Origin of the sequence: Paraburkholderia sp. Ac-20340 (genome assembly GCF_017104965.1) — a bacterium.
Taxonomy (GTDB): Bacteria; Pseudomonadota; Gammaproteobacteria; order Burkholderiales; family Burkholderiaceae; genus Paraburkholderia.
In genome coordinates, this window is the sequence record NZ_JAAGPR010000052.1 from 13,086 (window position 1) to 36,513 (window position 23,428).

Sequence of the window (23,428 nt, forward strand, 5' to 3'; positions counted from 1 at the left end):
CAGAAATCACTATGTCTAGCGTTACCATCCAGAAGGTTCTCGCGAGCCCCGGTGTCGGCTCGTTCTTCTTCGACGACCAGGCGGCCATCAAGGCTGGCGCCAAGCGCGACGGCGCCGCATACATCGGCAAGGCGCAAACCCCGGGCTTCAAGGCTGTCCGTGAGCCGTCCGAGTCCGTTTCGGTCATGTTCCTGCTCAGCGACGGCTACATCGCCAAGGGCGACTGCGCGAGTGTCCAGTACACCGGTGTCGGAGGTCGCGAGCCGCGCTTCCACGCAGAACAGCTTGCTGTGCAGATTGAACAGGAACTCGCTCCGAAGCTCGTCGGTCTCGACGTTCGTTCGTTTCGCGAGACCGCAGTCTTCGCCGAGAACGCCATCGACCAGGTGTTCGCTGCCAAGCGGGCCGCCGCCTATGGGGTCTCTCAGGCACTCCTCGACGCGGCCGCACATGCTGCTGGCCACCATCTGATGGCGCAGGTCATCAAGGACGAGTGGAAAATCGAGCGACCGCTCGCCGCTGTGCCTATCTATGGCCAGTCGGGCGACGAACGCTACACGAACGTCGACAAGATGATTCTGAAGCGCGTGCCGGTCATGCCGCATGGTTTGATTAACACGCCCGACCTCGTCGGTGCGGACGGCGCGGCGTTGGAGACGTATATCAACTGGCTGCGTGCTCGCATCGAACAGCTGCGCGCGTCCGAGGACTACCAGCCGGTCATTCATATCGACGTCTATGGACTTATCGGTGCAGTTGCGGGCGGCTCGGTCGAAACCACGGCTGACATCATCCAGCGCCTCGAGCGTGCAGCCGGTCCGCACGAACTTCGTATCGAGCATCCCATGGATGCAGGCGGTCGCGACGCCCAGATTGAGACGCTCGGGAGCCTGCGTCGCCTACTCAAATCGCGTGGCAGCAAGGCGGCAATCATGGCTGACGAGTGGGCAAACACCGCCGAAGACATCCATCTGTTTGCAACAACGGGTGCCGTAGACATGATTCAAATCAAGACGCCGGACCTCGGCTCGCTGCATAACTCCATCGACGCAATCCTCGACTGCCACAAGCATGGCGTTGGCCCTGTGCTCGGCGGAACGTGCGCCGAAACGGATGTCTCGGCACGAGCCACGACCAACATCGGCGTGGCGACCGGCGTAACGCAGATGCTGGCGAAGCCGGGGATGGGTTTCGACGAAGGCTTCAACATCGTCTTCAACGAGATGAATCGCGCACTTCGCATCGCAGAACTGCTTCGCTGAGATCGCCACGCGCTTGGTCGGCGCCAGTGCGTGCGGACCCGCGGACTTGCCGGGTCACGTGGCTTCCATTGGGCCCGGTCTATCGGCCGGTCCGACTTCGAATTTCGCGAATGGTGATTGCCGAAGTTGTGATTCCGATGATGTTGCGTGCTTCCTAGAATACGTTTGACTTCTGCCGCCCGCAGCCGCGAGTGACGCGCAACTTGCGCCGCTACGCCGGTAGACCCAAGTCGTTGGCGACACCTTAAGGTCCGAGCGCCGTTCGCGACTCTCACGTAAATTGCGCAAAAAAGTAGGAAGATTGAAAATGACAGGTCCGCTCGCCGGTATCACGGTCGTCTCGCTGGAGCAGGCAATTGCAGCTCCCTTTGCAACGCGGCAGTTAGCGGACCTTGGCGCCCGCATCATTAAAATTGAGCGTCCGGGAGTGGGTGATTTTGCGCGAGCATACGACGATAGGGCTAATGGCATATCGTCGCACTTTGCGTGGACGAATCGTTCGAAGGAAAGTCTCACGCTTAACACGAAGCACGGTGGCGCTGACGCAATCCTCCACGCGCTGCTCGCCAAAGCCGACGTCTTCGTTCAGAACCTCGCGCCCGGTGCGACCGGTCGTATCGGCCTCGACTATGCGTCGTTGCAGGACCGTTACCCGGGACTGATTGTGTGCGATATCTCTGGATACGGCAGCAACGGACCATATACGAACAAAAAGGCATACGACCTGCTCGTGCAGGCAGAAGCCGGTTTTCTTTCGGTGACCGGCACACCGGACGATATGGTTAAGGCGGGCTGTTCCATTGCGGACATCGCTGCAGGGATGTACGCCTATACTAATATTCTTGCCGCGCTCATTCAGCGAGGCAAGACAGGCCGCGGTTGCCGTATCGACGTCTCGATGCTGGAGGCCATGGCCGAGTGGATGAGTTTCCCCCTTTATTACGCTTTCGACGGCGCGACTCCTCCTCCTCGTGCCGGCGCTTCCCACGCTACCATTTATCCCTACGGCCCCTTCGAGGCGAACGATGGCAAGACGGTTATTCTCGGGCTGCAGAACGAGCGTGAATGGGCCAAGTTCTGCGAGTTTGTCCTTGAGTCGCCTGACCTTGCGACGGATGAGCGCTTCGCGACGAACGCGAAACGGAGCCAGAACCGCGCGGAGTTGCGTGCCATCATCGATCAGGTATTCACTGGTATGAATAGCGACGAGCTGGTTGCCCGGCTCGAGGCTGCAGACATCGCAAACGCTCTTGTGAATGACATGGCGGGTCTCTGGGAGCACCCCCAGCTCAAGGCTCGCGAGCGCTGGCGCACTGTCGATTCGCCTGTCGGCAAGATTCCGGCGCTGATTCCACCAGGCGGTGTCTCCCCTGATCCGCGCATGGACCCGATCCCTGCAGTTGGCGAACACACGGCAAGCATCCTTTCCGAACTTGGCTTTACGCAAACGCGCATTGACGAACTCCAGTCATCGGGCTGCGTTTGAACGAGGGGACAGAAATGAACGAACTAAATAATGCGATCAGCTATCTGTTCGTGCCGGGCGACCGCCCCGAGCGCTTTGAGAAAGCCGTTCGCTCCGGCGCGGACGTCGTCATCGTTGACCTCGAAGACGCGGTTGCGCAGGCAAACAAAGGCGCTGCGAGGAGCGCGGTGCTGGAAGAATGGAAGGCGTTGAGCGCAGTCGCCAACGAGACGAACGTAACGCTGTGCATTCGGATAAATGCGCTGCGTGAAGATGCCTCCCGACATGATGTTGCGCTATGCAACCTCTTGCGACCGTCGCTCATTATGGTGCCGAAGGTCGAATCGCGAAATGACTTGAGCGTTGTGGCGCGCGAGGTTCCGGACGCACGCGTGCTGGCGCTAATCGAAACGGCGACAGGCGTTCTCGAGGCCAGGGAGATTGCGACGGCACCTAATGTTGCAAGACTCGTGTTGGGGTCCGTGGATCTAATGCTGAACCTTGGTGTTACGAATGACCGCGAGCCACTTGACGCGAGTCGCTCAATGCTTGTACTCGCATCGGCATCCGCGGGCATCGCTGCACCGGTCGATGGTGTGTGCACCTCGATCACGGACCTCGACCTCGTGAAAGCCGACACGGAACGTGCGCGCTCCTTCGGCTTTGCTGCGAAGCTGTGCATCCATCCGAAGCAGATCGCAGCGATCACCGCCGCGTTCAGCGTATCGGACGATGAGTTCGCGTGGGCATCGCAAGTCGTTGCTGCTTCAAAGGCCAGTGCAGGAGCGGCTACGACAGTCAACGGCGCAATGATTGACTTGCCGGTTCTGATGCGCGCTCTTCGCATTGTCGCCCAAAGGAACGAGGCGACACTCGCAGCCACATCGCGCTAACAGGTTAGCCGGCGCTCACGCGCGCCGCCTCGCGGCGCCTGACTAAATTCCGAGGCAATACTGATTGTCCGAAAGGGCAGGGGCGTCTGTTGCCCGGAATGCACTACGAAGACATAAACTGGAGACAACTCTGCCATGGAAAGCTCTCAAAAAGGGGCGACCGATGGGCTTCATCGCGGGCTCGGGAATCGCCAGATTCAACTGATGTCGATCGGTGGAGCAATCGGTACTGGCCTGTTCATGGGCTCAGGGAAGACGATCAGTGTTTCGGGAACGTCGATCCTCCTCACGTACATGACGATCGGATTCGTCCTGTTCCTCACGATGAGAGCGATGGGCGAGATTCTACTTTCGAACCTTAAGTTCAAATCGTTCTCGGACTTCTGTAGCTACTATATCGGCCCGTGGGCGGGGTACTTCATCAGCTGGTCCTACTGGCTCACCTGGATTGTTGTTGCAGTGGCAGACTGTACAGTCATCGGGGGCTATCTTCGTTTCTGGTTTCCGACCTTGCCGCTTTGGATACCTGCGATAGCTGTTCTAACGACACTTCTGCTTCTAAATCTCGTCGCTGTCCAGATATTTGGTGAACTCGAATTTTGGTTCGCCTTGGTGAAGGTGGTTGCAATCGGTGCTCTTGTCGTCGTCGGGCTGTTGATGATTTTCGGCGGCTATATGTCACCCACTGGCGTTCGGGCTTCCTTCAGCCATCTTGTCGAACGTGGGGTCATGTTCCCGTTTGGCGTCTCCGGATTCTTTGCGGGCTTCCAGATTGCAATCTTTTCGTTCGGTGGTATAGAACTCATCGGAACGACGGCCGCGGAGACTCGTGATCCCCATCGGAATCTGCCACGTGCAATCAATGCGGCGCCGGCACGCGTGCTCCTGTTTTACGTGCTGGCGCTCGCCTGCATCATCTCGGTTTCGTCGTGGCCGGAGATTGCGGCCAACAAAAGTCCGTTCGTCCAGCTGTTCGTGCTGGCCGGATTTCCTGCCGCAGCCGGCGCCATCAATTTTGTTGTCATCACGTCGGCTATGTCCGCGGCGAACAGCGGGGTATTCGCCACGAGTCGGATGTTGTTTGGCCTTGCATCGAGCGGACACGGCTCGAAATTCTTCCTGAAGCTCTCGCGCTCTGCTGTGCCTATGCGTGGTCTCCTGTTTTCGAGCGGCTGTATGTTCGCGGGCCTTTCGGTGCTGCATTTCATACCTGAAGTGATGGGCGCCTTCACAATTTTGACGACGGTGTCGGCAATCCTTTACATCTTCGTGTGGGGGATGATTCTCGTCGCGTATCTGCGGTATCGCCGGCGCGACCCCGAACTTCACCGGAAGTCGGCCTATAAAATGCCTGGAGGGTGGTTGGCCGCCTGGGTGGGTCTCGCGTTCTTCATCGCGATGATTTGGCTTCTGGCGCTTCAACCTGACACCGCACAGGCGCTTCGCGTCATGCCGGCTTGGTTCCTGGGGCTCGCAGTCATGTACCGTGTCAGGAAAGCTCGACGGGGCAAGTCTTCGGCGAGCGCGAGCGCGCAGCTTAGTGTCGACTAGCCTTCAGTGCGGGCGCTGATCCATCATAGCCAAATGGACAAGGGCGCCGCGACCACCTCCCTTGGCGCCGCTCGGCCCCCGCTGCCGTCGAGTGTTCGAATTCTGCGAAGACACCTTGAGTTCTTTGTAACTTGCAAGGTTCGGATTGGCAATAGAATGGAGTGGCGGCTTAAATCGCAAGTCGCCACCGAAAAGAACCACGGAGCACACATGTCCAAGATCTTCGCAAAGCGCATCGGATTCCTCCAGAAGCGCGCAGACCTCTCGTCCGAGCAATTTGCAGCACACTGGCGCGGCGTTCACGCCGTGCTTTGCCAACGCATCCCAGGGCTGAAGCGGTACGCGATCAATATCATCGACCGCGAAGCCAATCCGTCGGTGCCGTACGACGGTTTCTCCGAGCTTTGGTTCGATAGCAAGGAAGCTCATGACGCGGCCTTCTCTAGTCCCGAAGGTGTCGAACTGTTGGCGGACATCCCGAACTTCGTTGAGAAGTTGACCGGCGTGATGGTCATCGAGGAACGCTTCATCTGGCCGACGGGCGAATAAGCCCCAAAAGAATATTCAGCTCACTATCACGAGCGTCCATTCGTTGCCACTCGTGATAGCTGCGGCTAGGAGAAACCGGACGTGCCGGTCATGTGGTTGCTGGCTGCCGAGCCGACACGGCGAAGGCGCCCCCGCCCATGGCTGTGCCAGAGTCAGCGGAAACGCCCAGCGAATAGACCTCCTCGAAGAACTAAAGAAACGAGGCGCTGTGGTAAGAGCAAGGCAACGCGATTGCCTGGAGAGAGACATGACGGACGCGGCACCTATTACACCCTCGGCGACGCAGGAAAGCGGGTTCGAAGCACGAACGTACGCAAAGGCAGCATGGCGGATTGTCCCGCTCTTGTTTGTCTGCTACGTAGTCTCGTACCTGGACCGTGTCAACGTCGGCTTCGCGAAGCTGCAGATGCTCAGCGACCTGAAGTTCAGCGAGAGCGTCTACGGACTTGGGGCCGGTATATTCTTCCTCGGGTACTTCATCTTCGAGGTCCCAAGCAATCTCATACTGCACCGGGTCGGAGCACGTAAGTGGATTGCACGCATCATGATTACGTGGGGTGTTATCTCCGCTGCGATGTCATTTGTTACAACGCCCGGTGCTTTTTACGTAATGCGCTTGCTGCTGGGTATTGCTGAGGCGGGCTTTTTCCCGGGGATAATTCTCTACCTTACGTACTGGTTTCCGGACGAGCGTCGGGGAGCGATAACTGCGCTGTTCATGACCGGTATCCCGATTGCCGGGGTGGTGGGTGGGCCGCTCTCGGGCTGGATTCTCCAGTCTATGTCGGGCGCCAGGGGCTTGGCGGGTTGGCAGTGGCTGTTTGTCCTCGAAGGGATTCCTTCTGTCGTAATCGGATTCCTGGTCCTTGCGCTATTGGATGACCGCATCGCGGACGCACGATGGCTCACCGCAGACGAAAAGGCATTGCTGCAGGAGCGAATTAGTGGCGACTCGTCCGACACGGGGAAGCACGAATCCGCACTTCACGCGTTTCGGAGCGGTCGCGTCTGGCTGCTCGCTCTCATCTACTTTTGCCTGATTATGGGCCTGTATGGCGTCAGCTTCTGGCTTCCATCCATCATCAAGTCGCTTGGCATCGATTCTTCCTCCAGCGTTGGCTTGATTTACGCGATTCCGTACGCCACGGGTACCGTGGCAATGATTCTCGTCGGTCGCAGCGCCGACGCGCGAAGAGAACGTCGCTGGCACATCGCCGTGCCTTGCTTGCTCGGGGCGGCGGGTCTTATTGCGAGTGTGGTATTCGGCTCCTCTGCGGTCGCCGCGATTGCGTCGCTGTGTCTGGCAACGATGGGCATTCTTTCCGCTATTCCGCTCTTCTGGAGTTGCCCGACAGCCTTCCTTGGAGGAGCGGCCGCGGCGGGCGGCCTGGCACTAATCAATTCGCTTGGAAACCTGGCTGGGTTCGTCAGCCCGTACATGGTGGGGTTCATCAAGGATGTCACGCGAAGCACCGATATTGGCATGTATGCACTGGCGGCGTTTCTGTGCGCGGCCGCAATCTTGGTCGTGACGGGTTTGCCGGCACGTCTCGTGAACAAATGATTTGAAGGTACTGAAAATGAATTCGTCTCGACTGGCAGGTCTACAGCCGCAGGGTGCTGCGGTTTCTCTCAATCCAACGACCGGTGAGGTGGTCGCGACTTTTCCATTTCAGAACGCGGACGAACTCAACCGGTCGCTTGAGCGCTCGTTCAATGGCTACCGGAAATGGGCGGAAACACCAGTAAGTGGCCGGCTTTCCGCCATCGCCGATATCGGGCGTGCGTTACGACGAGATAAGGACAGCCTTGCGCGGATGGCCGCAGTCGAAATGGGCAAGCCGGTTACACAGGCGCGTGCGGAAGTGGAGAAGTGCGCTGTGTTATGTGATTGGTATGCTGAGCACGGCGGGGCACTTCTCGCTGACGAGAAAACAAAGATTGGTGAAGACGCCTACGTGTCTTACCTTCCGATCGGCCCCATTTTGGCCGTGATGCCATGGAATTTTCCGTACTGGCAAGTGATTCGCGGTGCGATCCCGATTCTTCTCGGTGGCAACGCGTATGTGCTGAAGCACGCTCCCAACGTAATGGGCTGCGCTTATTTGCTCGAACGGCTTCTGGCGGGCGTGGGTCTCCCCGATGGGGTTTTCACGGTCATCAACGTCACGAATGACCTCGTTTCACAGGCAATCGCGGACGCTCGCATTGCCGCAGTTACTGTCACAGGTAGCGTTCGTGCCGGTTCCGCTATCGCCGCACAGGCAGGAGCAGCGCTCAAGAAATCGGTGCTCGAGCTGGGTGGCTCCGACCCATTCATCGTGCTCGCAGACGCAGATATCGACAGGGCAGTTGAAGCTGCGACGGTGGGGCGGTTTCAGAATACCGGGCAAATCTGCATCGCAGCGAAGCGAATCATTCTCGAGGAACCCATCGCACGCGCGTTCACCGAGCGGTTCGTTGCTGCAGTTGGCGCTCTGAAGATGGGTGACCCGCTCGACGAGGCAACCTACCTTGGCCCGATGGCTCGTTTCGATCTACGCGATGAACTGGCGCGTCAGGTGGAAATGACAGTCGAACAGGGGGCTAGCGTTCTGGCCGGCGGTGACAAAGTCCCCGGCGTCGGTAACTTCTACGCGCCGACGATACTGGCCAATGTGCGCCCGGGAATGACGGCATTCGAGCAGGAAACCTTTGGTCCCGTGGCGTCACTCATCGTGAGTCGGGACGCCGAGCATGCCATCGAACTTGCGAACCTCAGCGAATTCGGCCTGAGCGGGGCGCTCTGGACCGAGGACAAAGACAAGGCAAGGCAACTCGCACGACGCGTTGAAACAGGCGGAATGTTCATCAACGGGTACTCTGCGTCGGACCCTCGGGTGCCGATTGGTGGCGTAAAGAAGAGCGGGTACGGACGCGAGCTTTCGCACTTTGGTGTACATGAGTTTATGAACGCCCAAACCGTCTGGTTCGACCGAGCGTAGGGTCCGGGCGTCAGCGGGCAAGGCGTGGCTTGTCTCAGTTATACAAAGCGCAGCAAGCGTTGACGTTTGCTGTTCCAGCATCGAGAACACAGTTGAGTGAGGCGTAGAGTTATGAAGGTTGGCATGGTTGGGATCGGTCTGATGGGGCATGGTATTGCCAGCAATATCGTCAAGCACGGGCACTCGATGGTTCTTTTTGAACATCCGGGTAACCAGTCGCTGGATGTGCTCAAGCGAGCGGGGGCGCAGTCGACGGATAGTCTGAAAGAGCTTGCCCAACTGTCCGACGTCATCATCCTGTGCGTGACAGGAACCCCGGAAGTGGAGGATGTCCTGTTTCGTGATGACGGCCTGCTGGACGGCGTCAAGCCGGGGACAGTCATCGTGGACTGCTCTACCGCTATCCCGTCGTCAACGGAGCGAGTTGCTGTCGAGGTGACAAAGCGTGGAGCATCATTCCTTGATGCCCCGATGACGCGTACGCCAAAAGAAGCGGCGGAAGGGCGACTCAATCTTACGGTTGGAGGCGACAAAGAATTGTTCGAGTCGGTGAAGCCGCTGCTGCAGTGTTACGCCGAAAACATCGTCTATGCTGGTCCGGTCGGTTCCGGACATCGTCTCAAGCTACTCCATAACTTCGTCTCGCTCGGCTTCTCGGCTGTTCTCGCGGAAGCCGCCGCATGTGCGTCGCGCGCGAACATTTCGGCCGACGTTTTCCTTGAAGTTGTTGGCAAAGGCGGTGGCGACAGCGTTGTCCTTAACCGCTTCAAGCCCTATCTTGAGTCCGGCGACGGTACAGGCTTCCGGTTCTATCTCACGAATGCGCTGAAGGACATGAACTACTACACGGCGATGGCCGAGGAGTCGGGTTCTGTCCACGATACCGCGGAAAGTATCCGCCGCACATTCGAAAAGGGGACGCAGGTTGGAACGCCCCAGGCAACCGTGCTTGAACTCGTGGATATCCTCTCGAAAGGATACGGTTCAAACTGATTCAAGCCGCCGCACTCAGGCGGCTTGGATGACCGGTGCGGACCGATTGAACGCCGACCCGTAAGGAATCTGAGCCGTCTGAACCCTCTGACCCCTCGCCGGGAACCTGGTTCGGAGGCGAGGGCAAATATCCCCAGCGGGTGCGCCGTCAGAATGTGTCGGGTCCTCCGAGGGCACGACACAGCATCGACAAATTATTAATGACCAGATGCGGCGCGCGTGCACTTGTCGGAGACGGTGCATTAAATATGTGGTCCTCCCGCTGCAGCCATGCTGCCTGGAGGCCGGCGTTTAAGGCTCCTACAACATCCAGGTCGTAGTCGTCGCCAACGTGCAGCATCTCGGCCGCCGATACATCTGCCGCGCGTGCTGCCGCATGAAATATCCCAGCGGCAGGCTTCGCGATTCCTAGCGAACTCGCGCTCAAAGCAAGTCGGAAGAATTCGCTTCCGCCCGTCATGCGTAGGTCAGCGTTGCCGTTGGTTACGGCAATCAAGGGAAACCGGGGGCTGAGCCATTGGAGGGCTGGCATAACGTCGTCGTAGAACTCAACCTCGTGCCGCGCATCGACGAAGACTCCATATGCCTGCTCGGTCAGCGAAGCATCTTCGCCTGACATTTCCAGGGCCAGTCGAATCGAGCCGATTCTCAAGACCCGGAAGTCGCCAGCAAGGTCTGGGTGTGAGTGCTCGTAGTGATCTCTCAAATGGCCAAGTGCTGCAGGCGTTGGCAACACAGTCGCGACTCTCGGCGCGTGCTCAAGGAGCCAGGAATGCAGTGTCGCCTGCGCCCGCTCAACGACAGTTCTGAAGGACCACAGGGTGTCGTCAAGGTCGAACGAGATAGCGGACACTCCGATCAAATACATACGAAGGATCCGAACGTTTGTATCAACCTCTGCATTTGCAATCTCGCAAGCAAGCTACTGGGAGGTCCATTCTATGCGAAACATGACGGGGCGCTATCACTTCACATCGACGACAAAGGCTCGCTAGTTGAACAATCCTCTCGATAGCGTCGTGTGGTTCTGGCTCAGCAAGCCGTATGGATGATGCCGTGTTTGGTTTCGAGAGTCGTCGCTGAGGGTGAAGCGGAGTGATGTATACGATGTAGCGGCCGTGCCGTGCGATCGGCAGATTGACTAGCGCGGCGCATCACGCGGCATGCTCTCCCTCGGTGCCAACAGGTAGCCGCCACTCGCTACCCGTACCAGCGTCGGGTACGCTATTTGCCGGGAGCGAAGTCAAGTTTGAACTGTGAACGACCCTGCGCGGACAGACCGGTACCCGTGTGCTTTCGCTCAGCGGCGAGCCCGTCTGCAGATGGACAATCAGGTCAAAAGAAGTCGACCGCCTGGAAAGCATGAGGGCCGTTGCTGTGCCGCCAAACGCGCGTGTTGTGTGCCAGCACCATGGGCGAATGCAGATTCCCATTCCTACTGGAATCTCGAATGCCCTAAGTGAATTCATGTTTGGATGCCCTGTGGGCTCCGAAGCCGCGACGATCTGGATCAGCGGCGCTGTCAGCGGTACGATCGCCTGTTGCGTCAAGTGCCGCGCCTCGAGTTGTTGGACCAGATCGCTTGGGTCACCAAACCAGGTCCACAGAATCTCCGTTTCATTTGCCATGCCGGCGTCGAAGAGATGTTCACGCCATATCGACAGCGATTGACTTTGGAAATACGGATCTTCACCCGACGTTGTGGATTGCTTTCCGAGCACCCAGCCATAGGGAGCGAAAGCTTCCGGCGTTAGCGGTTCGACATAAAGCAGAGGAATGGACATTGTAGGGATCGCGAGGCTGCATTCGACGGGCGTCGATTTCCTGTGGACCAACGATGGCCGGGCGACTCCGAAGTCTTTTCGAGAGTTGCCCGGCCGCGCTCACATCTTGACTTCGTCGATGAACGTCTTCGCGCCATTACGATAGCTGTATATCGAAATCACGCCATGCTTCAGGTCACCCTTTGCGTCGAAGGTTGTCTCTCCGGTGACGCCCTGATAATCTGTGGTGGGCATGGCCGCGAGGATCTTGGCCGGATCTGTGGAGTTCGCGCGACGCATCGCGTCGACCAGGATATAAACGGCGTCATAGGTGAACGGCGCGTAAATCTCCATGTTCTGGCTGAAGCGCTTCTGGTACTTCGCCTTGAACGCACTTCCCCCCGGCATTTTTTCTGGCGCGGTTCCGGGCTGAGAGCATACGACGCGTTCCGCTCCCGCGCCCGCGAGATCAGGCAGCTTGTCCGAGCATACGCCGTCGCCCGCAAGGATTTTTGAACGCAACCCGAGCTGTACCGCCTGCTTGCTGAACGGTCCACCGGTCGCATCTTCGCCGCTGTACATGATCGCGTCAGGGTTCTCGCCCTTGATTTTCGTTAGAATCGCGCGGAAGTCGACTGCCTTATCGTTTGTGGCGTTCCGGGATGTCACGTTAACACCCAGACTCTTGACCGTTTTCTCGAACTCATTTGCGAGACCCTGGCCGTAGGCTGTCGAGTCATCGACAATTGCCACTGACTTGATGTGCAGTTGCTTAACTGCGTACGTAGCCAGAGCCGGACCTTGTTGCGCATCGGTCGCAACCACTCGATACGTCGTTTTGAACCCCTGTTGCGTGAAAACGGGATTCGTGGACGATGGGGAAATTTGCGTGATCCCAGCGTCGCTGTAAATGCGGGAGGCCGGTATCGATGTTCCGGAGTTAAGGTGTCCCACGACCGCAACGACCTTGTCGTCGACGAGCTTCTGTGCCACTTGCGTCGCAGTCTTCGGGTCCGCCGCGTCGTCCTGTGCGTCAAGTCTCAGACTGACTTTCTGGCCGGCAATCACCAGGCCCTTCGCGTTGATCTCTTCGACCGCAAGCCGAGCGCCGTTTTCGTTATCTTTGCCGAGGTGTGCAATCGCACCGGTAAGTGGCGCGACGTGGCCAATCGTTACAATTTCATCGGCGTAAGCGCACTGCATCAATGCTGCGACCGCCGCAGCGGAAATTGACGTTGCCGTCAGAACCCCTGATTTCATCCTGCATCTCCTCCGTTGTTTAACCTTTAGCCGACAGCATTTAAGCCAATTCGGATGCCTGAACTGCTCGCCGTGCAATGGTCCAGATGTTGTCTGGGTGAGTTTCGCCTCGTCTATGCCATCGCTGGGATCCATGATTGCCGAATCATTATTTGTCGAACACTGCTTCTCGCGACTGCGAGCAACGCGGAGGCCGATCTAGACAAAAAGCGTCCTTTTAGGACAAGCAAGCCTTCGGACCGCAGACAGACTTCGATTCAACGACCGCCGGCAGTTCTCATCACAGCCGCGTTGCTCATTTTCCTCGCCGGAAGTTTGTGAGTTACCTTTCAGAAGGGCCATCGGAAAGGGATCAACATAGCGTTGGCGTGTGCCTGACGCAGAAGGGCGGCTTATCTGACCCACTGTATCCTTCCGCATCACATCGCTAACTAGCAGGACGTGTCGAAGTCGTTGAACGGGCTAGTGCCGGGGGCGCGCGATCATCTGCTTGATAAACCTTGTCTAGGGGGACGAGGTGTTAATTTCAACAGGCGCTCGCAGCCCCGCGGCGCTTGGACGCGTCGTCGCTATCGTTACTGGGACGCTTACGTCGTCGGCCGGGCACGCATAAAAGCAGCCCGGTGTCCGATTGCGGCGCCAGGCATATTGCGCTCATTGAGAGAGCGGCATTCGAATTGTTCGAAGTGCGCTTGCCGAGGTTGTCATTCCTTAGAGCCCTCGTCTTTTTGTAAAATTTCTGCGACAGCTGTCCGCGTGCGTTCATTGCCACCCTGTTGAGCATCGAGCGCCGTGTGGCTTTGTCCTTTAGATGCTGTTATCGGACGTTTTCCGGCTGGGTGCACGCGCGAGCCGAAAAGACAGCCGACAAGACGAACAGGAGACCTCGCCCACTATGAACCGTCCGTCGATCGGATCCTTGCTGATTGCCAACCGCTCCGAAATTGCGATCCGTGTGATGCGCGCTGCAGCGGAGATGGACATCCGCACGGTCGCAATCTACTCGAAGGAAGACCGTCTCGCGCTACATCGCTTCAAGTCCGACGAAAGCTACCTGGTTGGCGAGGGCAAGAAGCCGCTTGCTGCCTATCTCGATATCGACGACGTATTGCGCATCGCAAGACAGTCTAACGTCGACGCAATCCATCCCGGCTATGGTTTCCTCTCCGAGAATCCGGATTTCGCCCAAGCGGTAATCGATGCCGGCATGCGCTGGATCGGCCCGACACCCGAAGTCATGCGCATGCTCGGCAACAAGGTCGCGGCGCGCAACGCGGCGATCGCTGCGGGCGTGCCGGTGATGCCTGCTTCCGATCCTTTGCCGCACGATCCCGAGCAGTGCAAGCGCCTTGCAGCGCAAATCGGCTACCCGTTGATGCTCAAGGCAAGCTGGGGCGGTGGCGGCCGCGGCATGCGCGTGCTGGAAAGCGAGCAGGATCTCGAAACGTCGATCGCGGCTGCGCGCCGCGAAGCGCTCGCGGCATTCGGCAACGACGAAGTCTACGTCGAGAAGCTCGTGCGCAACGCGCGCCACGTCGAGGTGCAGGTGCTCGGCGACACGCACGGCAATCTCGTGCATCTGCACGAACGCGACTGCACGGTGCAGCGCCGCAACCAGAAAGTTGTCGAGCGCGCACCGGCGCCGTACCTCGATGCCGCGGGCCGGGCTGAGCTCTGCGAAGCGGCGCTGCGCCTGATGCGCGCGGTCGGCTACACGCATGCGGGCACGGTGGAATTCCTCATGGACGCCGACACCGGCCGGTTCTACTTCATCGAGGTGAATCCGCGCATTCAGGTCGAGCATACGGTGACAGAGATGATCACCGGCGTCGATATCGTCAAGGCCCAGATCCGCATCACGGAAGGCGGGCGTATTGGCCTCATCGAAGATTGTGTGCGTGAAGACGGTGCGGTCGCCGAACGCGCCGCAGGCGTGCCCGCACAGGCCGACATTCCGTTGACCGGCCATGCGCTGCAGTGCCGGATCACAACCGAGGACCCCGATAATGGCTTCCTGCCCGACTACGGGCGGCTGTCGGCGTACCGCAGCGCTTCGGGTTTCGGCGTGCGGCTCGACGCAGGGACGGCCTATGGTGGCGCGGAAATTACGCCGTACTACGATTCCTTGCTGGTGAAGGTGACCACGTGGGCGCCGACGGCTGTCGAATCGATTCGACGCATGGATCGTGCGCTTCGCGAGTTTCGCATTCGCGGCGTCGCGTCGAACCTGCAGTTCCTGGAGAACGTCATCAACCATCCGGCCTTCGGGCGAGGGGAGGTGACGACGCGCTTCATCGACCGTACGCCCGAGTTGCTGGCCTTCGCGAAACGACGTGACCGCGCCACAAAGCTGCTGCGCTATCTCGGTGAAACCAGCGTGAACGGCCATCCGGAGATGGCGGGGCGCTCGTTGCCTGCGCTGCCGCTGTCGAAGCCGGTGCTGCCTTGCGTGGACACGGGCGGGACCCTGCCGACGGGCACACGGGACCGCCTGCGCGAACTCGGCGCCGAACGGTTCGCACAGTGGATGCTGGACCAGAAGCAGGTGCTGCTGACCGATACCACAATGCGCGATGCGCACCAGTCGCTGTTCGCCACGCGCATGCGTACTGCCGACATGCTGCCGATCGCGCCGTTCTACGCGCGCGAACTTCCGCAGCTCTTTTCGATGGAGTGCTGGGGCGGTGCGACGTTCGATGTGGCACTTCGCTTCCTCAAGGAAGACCCGTGGCAACGCCTCGCGCAATTGCGCGAACGGGTGCCCAATATTCTCTTCCAGATGCTGCTGCGCGGATCGAACGCCGTCGGTTACACGAACTACGCGGACAATGTCGTGCGCTTCTTCGTGCAGCAGGCGGCGAGTGCGGGCGTCGACGTATTCCGCGTGTTCGATTCGCTGAACTGGGTGCGCAACATGCGGGTCGCTATCGACGCCGTGCGCGAAAGCGGCGCGCTGTGCGAAGGCGCAATCTGCTATACGGGCGATCTGTTAGACCCGGCTCGCTCGAAGTATGACCTGAAGTACTACGTGGGCATCGCGCGCGAACTCCAGCAGGCCGGGGTGCACATTCTCAGCATCAAGGACATGGCGGGCATCTGCCGTCCGCAGGCCGCCGCGGCGCTCGTGAAGGCGCTCAAGGAGGAGACCGGCTTGCCGGTGCACTTCCATACGCACGACACGAGCGGCATCTCGGCGGCTTCGGCGCTCGCCGCGATCCATGCGGGCTGCGACGCGGTGGACGGTGCGCTCGATGCCATGAGCGGGTTGACGTCCCAGCCGAATCTCTCGAGCATCGCGGCTGCGTTGGCCGGGAGCGCACGCGATCCGGGGCTCAGCCTCGATAGGCTGCATGAGGCGTCGATGTATTGGGAAGGGGTGCGTCGCTACTACGCACCGTTCGAATCGGACATCCGCGCCGGCACCGCAGACGTCTATCGTCACGAGATGCCGGGCGGACAATACACGAACCTGCGCGAACAGGCGCGCTCGCTTGGCATCGAGCATCGCTGGACCGAGGTGTCGCGTGCGTACGCGGATGTCAACCGCATGTTCGGCGATATCGTCAAGGTGACGCCGACCTCCAAGGTGGTGGGCGACATGGCGCTCATGATGGTGGCGAACGACATGAGCGCTGCCGACGTGTGCGACCCCGCAAAGGACGTTGCATTCCCGGAATCGGTCGTTTCGCTCTTCAAGGGCGAACTCGGTTTCCCGCCCGACGGCTTCCCGGCGGAACTGTCGCGCAAGGTCCTGCGCAGCGAACCGCCTGCGCCTTACCGGCCGGGCGATCAGCTTCCACCGGTCGATCTCAATGCGGCGCGCGTGAAAGGCGAGGCGGCGTGCGAGCACCCGCTCGACGACCGGCAACTGGCTTCGTATCTGATGTACCCGAAGCAGACTGCGGACTACCATGCGCACCTGCGCGCGTACAGCGATACGTCGGTATTGCCTACGCCAGCGTTCCTCTACGGTCTGCGACAGCAGGAAGAAGTCGCCGTCGACATTGACGCTGGCAAGACGCTGCTGGTCTCGCTCCTGGGGCAGCATGCCGACGGTAACGAGGGCATGGTGAAGGTCCAGTTCGAACTGAATGGCCAATCGCGCACGGCTGTTGTCGAGCAACGCAGCACCGCGCAGGCATCGGCGGTGCGCAAAGGCCGCGCCCTGGCCGATCCTGAAAATCCGCTGCATGTGGCCGCGCCCATGCCGGGCTCGGTGGTGGCGGTGGCGGTCCAGCCCGGGCAGCGCGTGTCAGCGGGCAACACGTTGATTGCACTGGAAGCGATGAAGATGGAGACACATATTGCGGCTGACCACGATTGTGTGATCGCCGCCGTGCACGTACAGGCGGGCGATCGTGTTGCCGCGAAGGATCTACTAATCGAGCTTCGTCAGGTAGCAGATTGAAATTTTCAACCTGACACATCGGGGCTACGGCTCGCAACCGGCAGTCATGCCGGTGCCCCGCAGACGGTAAGGCGGCCGCAGCCGGGCCAACATTCCCTCGAGAAAAATCTGCTATGGCCGTCATCAAACAGGAAGACCTGATCCAGAGCATTGCGGACTCGCTGCAGTACATCAGCTACTACCATCCGCAGGATTACATCGAAGCGCTCGGCCGCGCGTACGAGCTCGAAGAGAGCCCGGCCGCGAAGGATGCGATCGCGCAGATCCTCACGAACAGCCGCATGTGCGCCGAAGGCAAGCGCCCGATCTGCCAGGACACCGGCATCGTCACGATCTTCGTGAAGGTCGGCATGGACGTGCGTTGGGACGGCGCCACGATGGGCGTGACCGACATGATCAACGAAGGCGTGCGCCGCGGTTACCTGAACCCGGACAACGTGCTGCGCGCCTCGATCGTGAGCCCGCCCGAAGGCGGCCGCAAGAACACGAAGGACAACACGCCGGCCGTGATCCACTACGAGATCGTGCCGGGTGACAAGGTCGACGTTCAAGTGGCGGCCAAGGGCGGCGGCTCGGAAAACAAGTCGAAGTTCGTGATGCTGAACCCGTCCGACTCGATCGGCGACTGGGTGCTCAAGACCGTGCCGACGATGGGCGCAGGCTGGTGCCCGCCGGGCATGCTCGGTATCGGCATCGGCGGCACCGCTGAAAAGGCGATGCTGATGGCGAAGGAATCGTTGATGGAATCCATCGACATCCAGGACATCATCAAGCGCGGTCCGAAGGACTGGATCGAAGAGCTGCGTGTCGAGCTGCACGAGAAGGTCAACGCGCTCGGCATCGGCGCGCAAGGCCTGGGCGGTCTCGCCACCGTGCTCGACGTGAAGATTCACGCGGCACCGACGCACGCGGCTTCGAAGCCCGTCGCGATGATCCCGAACTGCGCCGCCACGCGCCACGCGCACTTCGTGCTGGACGGCTCGGGCCCGGCGAAGCTCGAAGCGCCCTCGCTCGACGCATGGCCGAAGGTCAACTGGGAACCGAACACGGAAACGAGCAAGCGCGTTGACCTCAACACGCTCACGCCGGAAGAAGTCGCCTCGTGGAAGCCGGGCCAGACGCTGCTGCTCTCGGGCAAGATGCTCACGGGCCGCGACGCCGCACACAAGCGCATCGCCGACATGCTCGCCAAGGGCGAGAAGCTGCCGGTCGACTTCAAGAACCGCGTGATTTACTACGTCGGCCCGGTCGATCCGGTGCGCGACGAAGTGGTCGGCCCGGCAGGTCCCACGACCGCCACCCGCATGGACAAGTTTACCGACCTGATGCTCTCGCAAACGGGCCTGATCTCGATGGTAGGCAAGGCCGAGCGCGGTCCGGTCGCGATCGATGCGATCAAGAAGCACAAGGCCGCGTACCTGATGGCCGTGGGCGGCGCAGCGTACCTCGTCTCGAAGGCGATCCGCGGCTCGAAGGTCATCGCATTCGAAGACCTCGGCATGGAAGCCATCTACGAGTTCGACGTGCAGGACATGCCGGTGACGGTGGCCGTCGATTCGTCGGGCACCTCGGTCCACAAGACCGGCCCCGCCGAATGGCAGGCAAAGATCGGCAGGATTCCTGTCGTGCGGGAGACGACAATTGCTCCCTCGTAGGAACTGGCGATTGTTGGCGAAGCAGAAGGAACACAGGAAGCGCGATCTGTGGGTCTTTCATGCTACTGTCTGAGCGTTTTCGAGGAGCGAAAAAATGGCAAAAGGTTATTGGGTTAGTGTATATCGTCGCGTCAACGATCCAGAAAAATTAGCCGCCTACGCGAGACTTGCAAGTGAAGCTGTGCTGGCAGCTGGGGGGCGTTTCATTGCGCGCGGAGTTGCTGTGAGAGCATACGACTCCGGAGCGATGGAGCGGACAACTATCGTGGAGTTCGATAGCGTTGAAGCGGCGATCCAGTGTCGAGAGGGGGAAAAATATATGCGGGCCGTTGAGGCACTCGGTGACGCCGTTGAACGAGATTTCCGGATTGTTGAAGGGTGTTAGCGCATTGCTGTAAATGATAGATGTTGCAACGACGGAAGACATAGAGGCAGGATGTCCGCCGCCGCGCCGGCGAGCACCGTCGCGCACGCAGCGCGCCTCCGGCGGGAGAATCGTGCCGGTCGGCAGTATCCCGAGGCGCAACAGCTGGGCTAGGTAGCGTGCATCGGTCTCGTCGCCACTGTGCTTGAGACCATCGTACCTCTTGATCGCCGGTGTTTTTGGCGAGGTGGACGATGAATCCCGCGGCCTTTAGTCCGTCGACCAGCCAGTACCAGTTGTAGGTTGACTCGACGACAACGCCAGCAAGCTCTGCCTGCCATGGGGCCAGGAAAGCCAGAATTTTCGTGAGGTCGTTGGGTAGGCGCCTTTCTGCCATCACCCGGTCAGCTTCGTCAATCACCGTGACCACGCTGTTGTTCGAATGCAAGTCGATGCCGCTATAGTTCATATCGGCCTCCGTCTGGTGAAAGCGATTTCGCAAACTCACTTTAACCCCGCTGCCCGGCAGGGCGGCGGGCGGAGGCCCGCTAGATGATTTTCAATTTTGCTTGCAACGGGAATTGGCACGACGGCCTTACCTAGAGGCGTGGAACGGGAGTTATTGCGTTGCAGAACGGTAGATACAACTTTGCTTTTGTGAACGCCGCAGGAATCAAGCGGTCGTCGGCGCTAGAAAGCGCTCAAGGCGGGCTAAACCTTCAGCCAGCTCGGGGATCGACGCGGCGAACGAAAGTCGAACATACTGTGTCGCGCCTTGCTCACCGAAGTCATTGCCCGGTGTCAATGCAATGTGTGTTTCCTCGAGCGCACGTTTGCAGAACTCCATCGCGCTCATGCCCGTACCTTCTACGCTGAAGTAGACATAGAAGGCACCATCGGGCGCGACAGGAACCGGCAGTCCGATGCGCTCCAGTCCGTCAAGGACAAGTGAGCGTCGGGTTTCAAGTTCGCGTCGACGTGATTCGCAGATCGCAATTGTCTCTGGTCGGAAGGCGGCCAGTGCAGCGTGTTGTGCCGGGGTAGATGGACAGATGTAGTAGTTTTGCGCGAGGCGCTCCATAACGGGTGTCATCTCCGACGGCACGATGCACCATCCGAGCCTCCATCCGGTCATCCCGAAGTATTTGGAGAAGCTGTTGATGACGATCGCGTCGGGGTCAACAGACAGGGCGCTTTGAGCGGGAGCGCCTGTGCGGGTCGGGAAGGTCAATCCAAGATAGATCTCGTCGACAATCCTCCATGCATCATGCGCACGTGCGTGTGCGCAGATCTCCGAAAGCTCACCAATCGGAACGGAAGTCCCGGTCGGATTGCTTGGTGTCGCGATCATCAGGCCACGGACATCGCTTGTCCAATGCTTCCTGACAAGGTCCGCGTCGAGCTGAAAGCGCGTTTCGGCACTCGTGGGCACGAGTTTAACCTCGGCACCAAAGCTTGAAAGGAACTGCCGATTGCACGGATACGACGGGTCAGAGACGAGAACACGATCTCCCGGGTTGACCAGGGCCGCCGTGACCAGAAGTAGCGCAGCTGAGGCGCCCGCCGTCACCACGACTCGCGATGGATCGATATCCAGGCCGTACGTTGTTTCGTAATACCGAGCGATGGCCTGTCGAAGGTCGTACAGGCCGAGCGCCGAGGTGTACGTCATCGGTGTGCTCGTCAGGACTTCCTGCATTGCCCGGACTACTGGCGCCGGCGCACCGAAATCCGGCTCGCCGATGTTGAGTTTGATGACTCGATGGCCCTGGGCTTCCAGAGCTGCTGCCCGTTTACCAAATTCCATCGCGATGAACGGCGAGATAGATCGTGCTCGGTTGGAGAATTTCATGGTCGAGGTCTGCTGACTGCTAGGAGGCGGTGTGATATCGACGCGGCGGATCCTGCGAGTCAGCTCCGGCCACTTGCAGAGTGCGGGGACGTGACCCACAGCGCCATCTACCCAAAAAATCATGCTGCGGGCGGACGGGCCGCGGAGCAACCCGAAATGGCGAAAAGTATATTTACGTAAAACGTAACAACGACGCGATAAATGCGCTCATCGTTGTGCTAGTCTAAGTCCATGCCCAACAGCGACGCCGCCGATGTTCGATCGCTAATTCTTCACGCGCGGCACAGCGCTTTGCCATGAAAGATCTCGTCCAGTACCAGCGTGTTGCCGCAGTGCCAGGGCTGGTGCTGGGTTCGGCGCGACTCTCAAAATTCAGCTTCGACCGTCACTTCCACATCGACTATCACATCGGCCTGGTTACCGATGGTGTGCAGCGTCAGACCTTCAGAGGTAAGTCAGTACTGCTTGGTCCCGGTTGTATCTCCCTTATGCCTCCTGGCGAGATCCACGACGGAATCAACGAAGGCGACGACGCGTACACGCTCAGAACCTTTCGGCTCTCCTACGATCTTCTTGCCAGCATCGCCGACGAGTTCGGGGGAAGGCGAGGTGACCTTGAACTCGGTGGGACCATGCTTGAGGATCCTGTGCTGGCCGCCCAGCTGTTGCGGCTGCACGATGCGATGGCGGCGAGCAACGGCTCCATGAACCTTTCGGTCGAGTCTCAGTGGCTGACTCTGCTCCAGATTCTGCTCGCGCAGTCGAGAGCGGTTCTACCGCAAGAGGACATGAGAGCGCTCTCGCCGATGCAGTGGCAGCGCGTCAGGGACTACTGTTTTGCCCATTTGGGCGAAAAGATCCGACTCGAGGAACTAGCCGCAGTATGCGGGGTGGGCCGGTTTCATTTCCTGAGGCTGTTCAAGCAGACCGTCGGCATGACACCGCACGCGTGGCTCGTGCGACTTCGTCTGGAGCAGGCGTGCTCGCAACTCGCGCGCAGCGTTGGAACAATTGCTGAAGTCGCGCAAGGCTTGGGGTTTTACGATCAAAGCCACTTCAACCGGGCATTTCGACAGGCGTTCGGCGTGGCTCCGTCGAACTACTGACGCTGTTGCGACGGCCGCGCCCCCCCAGCGATGAAAGATGCCCTCTTGCGGGGTGGGCGGCCATGTGCATGGCCGGCCTCTCGGCGCAGATCAGGGCGGCAGTGGAACTTGCAGACGCGGCCGCTGCTCAGTGCGGTGAGGACGGGGGCGAACGAAGGGCGAGATCGAAGAGTCAATTTTATACAATGCGCGGCGGACTGAACCCGGTACCCTTCTATAACCTACCGGGCGTTCAACCAACAGCGTGGAGGAGACAGGCGCGCCGCGCTCATTTGGTCGCTGTCGGGCAAGCGGGGGCATCGGCGTCATATCGAACCCTGCTGAAGAGATGTTGACCGCGGTGCCGTACAACCATCGCTACACAGAGTCTTTCGCCGCCTGCGCTCAGATTCCGGAGATGCCACGAGCTGTTCGAACCTGCGATTGTCTTGACGACTACTTCTCTTCTTTCCACGACGATCGAAGGTCAGTGCCATCGGGCGTAACGTCGCGTTCGAGGGCGCACGGTGGCGGCGATACAGCATGCTACGCGTTGCTCACGCGTAGCGATGAATTATTGAGAAAGGGTATTTGAAATGACACAGCGTCACTATCTCACAAGCGACGACCTCAGCATGAACGCTCAGGTCCTGAGTTGCTCCAGAACTGAAGACGGTCGATTTGAAGTCGTGCTCGCTGCGACGCTGTTTCATCCGCAGGGCGGCGGCCAGCCTTCCGACCAGGGGACGATCGGTGACGCGAGTGTCCTTCGTGTAAGCCAGGTCGAAGATCAGGTCATCCATGTGTGCGATCGGGACGTGCCTCTGGGCGAAGCACGCATCGACGTTTCGTCTGCCGCGCGTTCGCTGCATGCGAGACTGCATTCCGCAGGGCATCTCATTGGCTTTTGTGGAGAGGAATTCGGGTGGCGGGCCGTCAAGGGGCATCACTGGCCCGGCGAAGCGCGCGTGATCTTCGAACACGATGTGGATCCGAGGGAGATGACCGGGGAGATCATCGAGCAGCAGGCCAATGCCCATGTTGCTGCAGGTCTCAGTCGCAACATGACGCTGGACGGCGACAAGCGCTCTATCGGGTTCGGGTCGCTTCCAGCCTACAGTTGCGGTGGTACGCACGTAGGGTCGACGGCAGAAATCGGCAAGATCAAAATTTCAAAAGTGAAGGAAAAGAAGGGGCAGGTTTGGGTCTACTACGACCTGGAGCAATAACCGAGGACAGAAGCCGGATACGGCAGCTTCCCGCGGCTTGACGCCGCGGGATTCAATGGGCTAGGGAGATTCATCACAGTTATTTAGCATACCGAACATACTGTAAATGATTGGG

General features: G+C 59.5%; 17 protein-coding genes. 13 read left to right on the forward strand and 4 right to left on the reverse strand.

Going from position 1 to position 23,428, the window contains the following annotated elements:
- Nucleotides 1-11: 11 nt before the first annotated feature.
- From G3N59_RS34925 to G3N59_RS34960, 8 genes are all read left to right on the forward strand, one after another.
- Nucleotides 12-1,262: a methylaspartate ammonia-lyase gene (locus tag G3N59_RS34925; RefSeq protein WP_205987477.1), complete on the forward strand. Its 1,251-nt coding sequence runs from the start codon at nt 12-14 to the stop codon at nt 1,260-1,262.
- Nucleotides 1,263-1,569: 307 nt separating this feature from the next.
- A complete protein-coding gene (locus G3N59_RS34930; RefSeq protein WP_205987478.1) occupies nt 1,570-2,748 on the forward strand; it encodes a CaiB/BaiF CoA-transferase family protein in 1,179 nt (392 codons plus the stop codon).
- Nucleotides 2,749-2,762: 14 nt separating this feature from the next.
- Nucleotides 2,763-3,620: a CoA ester lyase gene (locus tag G3N59_RS34935; RefSeq protein ID WP_205987479.1), complete on the forward strand. Its 858-nt coding sequence runs from the start codon at nt 2,763-2,765 to the stop codon at nt 3,618-3,620.
- Nucleotides 3,621-3,755: 135 nt separating this feature from the next.
- The gene (locus tag G3N59_RS34940) at nt 3,756-5,171 is read left to right on the forward strand and encodes an amino acid permease (RefSeq protein ID WP_205987480.1); all 1,416 of its coding nucleotides are present in this window, start codon (nt 3,756-3,758) and stop codon (nt 5,169-5,171) included.
- Between the two features lie 210 nt (nt 5,172-5,381).
- The gene (locus tag G3N59_RS34945) at nt 5,382-5,720 is read left to right on the forward strand and encodes an EthD family reductase (RefSeq protein WP_205987481.1); all 339 of its coding nucleotides are present in this window, start codon (nt 5,382-5,384) and stop codon (nt 5,718-5,720) included.
- A gap of 247 nt (nt 5,721-5,967) precedes the next feature.
- On the forward strand, nt 5,968-7,284 hold the full coding sequence (locus G3N59_RS34950; RefSeq protein WP_205987482.1) for an MFS transporter: 1,317 nt from the start codon (nt 5,968-5,970) through the stop codon (nt 7,282-7,284).
- A gap of 1 nt (nt 7,285) precedes the next feature.
- Complete coding sequence (locus G3N59_RS34955) at nt 7,286-8,704, forward strand: aldehyde dehydrogenase family protein (protein ID WP_346777981.1); 1,419 nt, start codon at nt 7,286-7,288, stop codon at nt 8,702-8,704.
- Between the two features lie 111 nt (nt 8,705-8,815).
- Nucleotides 8,816-9,697, forward strand: coding sequence for an NAD(P)-dependent oxidoreductase (locus G3N59_RS34960; RefSeq protein ID WP_205987483.1), 882 nt, complete (start codon nt 8,816-8,818; stop codon nt 9,695-9,697).
- Between the two features lie 148 nt (nt 9,698-9,845).
- On the opposite strand, the gene G3N59_RS34965 is transcribed toward G3N59_RS34960, so the two are convergent.
- The 3 genes from G3N59_RS34965 to G3N59_RS34975 all read right to left on the reverse strand — a co-directional run bounded on the left by G3N59_RS34965 (nt 9,846) and on the right by G3N59_RS34975 (nt 12,720).
- The gene (locus G3N59_RS34965; RefSeq protein WP_205987484.1) at nt 9,846-10,565 is read right to left on the reverse strand and encodes an HAD-IA family hydrolase; all 720 of its coding nucleotides are present in this window, start codon (nt 10,563-10,565) and stop codon (nt 9,846-9,848) included.
- A 286-nt stretch (nt 10,566-10,851) separates the two neighbouring features.
- The gene (locus tag G3N59_RS34970; protein ID WP_205987489.1) at nt 10,852-11,481 is read right to left on the reverse strand and encodes an ureidoglycolate lyase; all 630 of its coding nucleotides are present in this window, start codon (nt 11,479-11,481) and stop codon (nt 10,852-10,854) included.
- A 99-nt stretch (nt 11,482-11,580) separates the two neighbouring features.
- On the reverse strand, nt 11,581-12,720 hold the full coding sequence (locus G3N59_RS34975; protein WP_205987490.1) for a branched-chain amino acid ABC transporter substrate-binding protein: 1,140 nt from the start codon (nt 12,718-12,720) through the stop codon (nt 11,581-11,583).
- Nucleotides 12,721-13,615: 895 nt separating this feature from the next.
- On the opposite strand from G3N59_RS34975, the gene G3N59_RS34980 reads away from it, so the two are divergent.
- The 3 genes from G3N59_RS34980 to G3N59_RS34990 all read left to right on the forward strand — a co-directional run bounded on the left by G3N59_RS34980 (nt 13,616) and on the right by G3N59_RS34990 (nt 19,168).
- Entirely contained in the window at nt 13,616-17,128 is a 3,513-nt protein-coding gene (locus tag G3N59_RS34980; RefSeq protein WP_205987492.1) for a pyruvate carboxylase, read from the forward strand.
- A gap of 113 nt (nt 17,129-17,241) precedes the next feature.
- The gene (locus G3N59_RS34985; protein ID WP_205987495.1) at nt 17,242-18,783 is read left to right on the forward strand and encodes a fumarate hydratase; all 1,542 of its coding nucleotides are present in this window, start codon (nt 17,242-17,244) and stop codon (nt 18,781-18,783) included.
- A 94-nt stretch (nt 18,784-18,877) separates the two neighbouring features.
- The gene (locus tag G3N59_RS34990) at nt 18,878-19,168 is read left to right on the forward strand and encodes a DUF1330 domain-containing protein (protein WP_205987497.1); all 291 of its coding nucleotides are present in this window, start codon (nt 18,878-18,880) and stop codon (nt 19,166-19,168) included.
- 652 nt (nt 19,169-19,820) lie between these two features.
- Here G3N59_RS34990 and G3N59_RS34995 read toward each other — a convergent pair.
- A complete protein-coding gene (locus G3N59_RS34995; RefSeq protein ID WP_205987498.1) occupies nt 19,821-20,999 on the reverse strand; it encodes a pyridoxal phosphate-dependent aminotransferase in 1,179 nt (392 codons plus the stop codon).
- A 296-nt stretch (nt 21,000-21,295) separates the two neighbouring features.
- On the opposite strand from G3N59_RS34995, the gene G3N59_RS35000 reads away from it, so the two are divergent.
- Nucleotides 21,296-22,105 carry an AraC family transcriptional regulator gene (locus G3N59_RS35000; protein ID WP_205987499.1) on the forward strand — a complete coding sequence of 270 codons (810 nt, stop codon included), beginning with the start codon at nt 21,296-21,298 and terminating at the stop codon, nt 22,103-22,105.
- Between the two features lie 614 nt (nt 22,106-22,719).
- Complete coding sequence (locus tag G3N59_RS35005; protein ID WP_241024796.1) at nt 22,720-23,313, forward strand: alanyl-tRNA editing protein; 594 nt, start codon at nt 22,720-22,722, stop codon at nt 23,311-23,313.
- Nucleotides 23,314-23,428 lie beyond the last annotated feature (115 nt).

Coding starts and splice junctions, on each gene's coding strand:
- G3N59_RS34925 (WP_205987477.1), top strand. CDS start 12: ATGTCTAGCGTTACCATCCAGAAGGTTCTCGCGAGCCCCGGTGTCGGC.
- G3N59_RS34930 (WP_205987478.1), top strand. CDS start 1,570: ATGACAGGTCCGCTCGCCGGTATCACGGTCGTCTCGCTGGAGCAGGCA.
- G3N59_RS34935 (WP_205987479.1), top strand. CDS start 2,763: ATGAACGAACTAAATAATGCGATCAGCTATCTGTTCGTGCCGGGCGAC.
- G3N59_RS34940 (WP_205987480.1), top strand. CDS start 3,756: ATGGAAAGCTCTCAAAAAGGGGCGACCGATGGGCTTCATCGCGGGCTC.
- G3N59_RS34945 (WP_205987481.1), top strand. CDS start 5,382: ATGTCCAAGATCTTCGCAAAGCGCATCGGATTCCTCCAGAAGCGCGCA.
- G3N59_RS34950 (WP_205987482.1), top strand. CDS start 5,968: ATGACGGACGCGGCACCTATTACACCCTCGGCGACGCAGGAAAGCGGG.
- G3N59_RS34960 (WP_205987483.1), top strand. CDS start 8,816: ATGAAGGTTGGCATGGTTGGGATCGGTCTGATGGGGCATGGTATTGCC.
- G3N59_RS34965 (WP_205987484.1), bottom strand. CDS start 10,565: ATGTATTTGATCGGAGTGTCCGCTATCTCGTTCGACCTTGACGACACC.
- G3N59_RS34970 (WP_205987489.1), bottom strand. CDS start 11,481: ATGTCCATTCCTCTGCTTTATGTCGAACCGCTAACGCCGGAAGCTTTC.
- G3N59_RS34975 (WP_205987490.1), bottom strand. CDS start 12,720: ATGAAATCAGGGGTTCTGACGGCAACGTCAATTTCCGCTGCGGCGGTC.
- G3N59_RS34980 (WP_205987492.1), top strand. CDS start 13,616: ATGAACCGTCCGTCGATCGGATCCTTGCTGATTGCCAACCGCTCCGAA.
- G3N59_RS34985 (WP_205987495.1), top strand. CDS start 17,242: ATGGCCGTCATCAAACAGGAAGACCTGATCCAGAGCATTGCGGACTCG.
- G3N59_RS34990 (WP_205987497.1), top strand. CDS start 18,878: ATGGCAAAAGGTTATTGGGTTAGTGTATATCGTCGCGTCAACGATCCA.
- G3N59_RS34995 (WP_205987498.1), bottom strand. CDS start 20,999: ATGAAATTCTCCAACCGAGCACGATCTATCTCGCCGTTCATCGCGATG.
- G3N59_RS35000 (WP_205987499.1), top strand. CDS start 21,296: ATGAAAGATCTCGTCCAGTACCAGCGTGTTGCCGCAGTGCCAGGGCTG.
- G3N59_RS35005 (WP_241024796.1), top strand. CDS start 22,720: ATGAACGCTCAGGTCCTGAGTTGCTCCAGAACTGAAGACGGTCGATTT.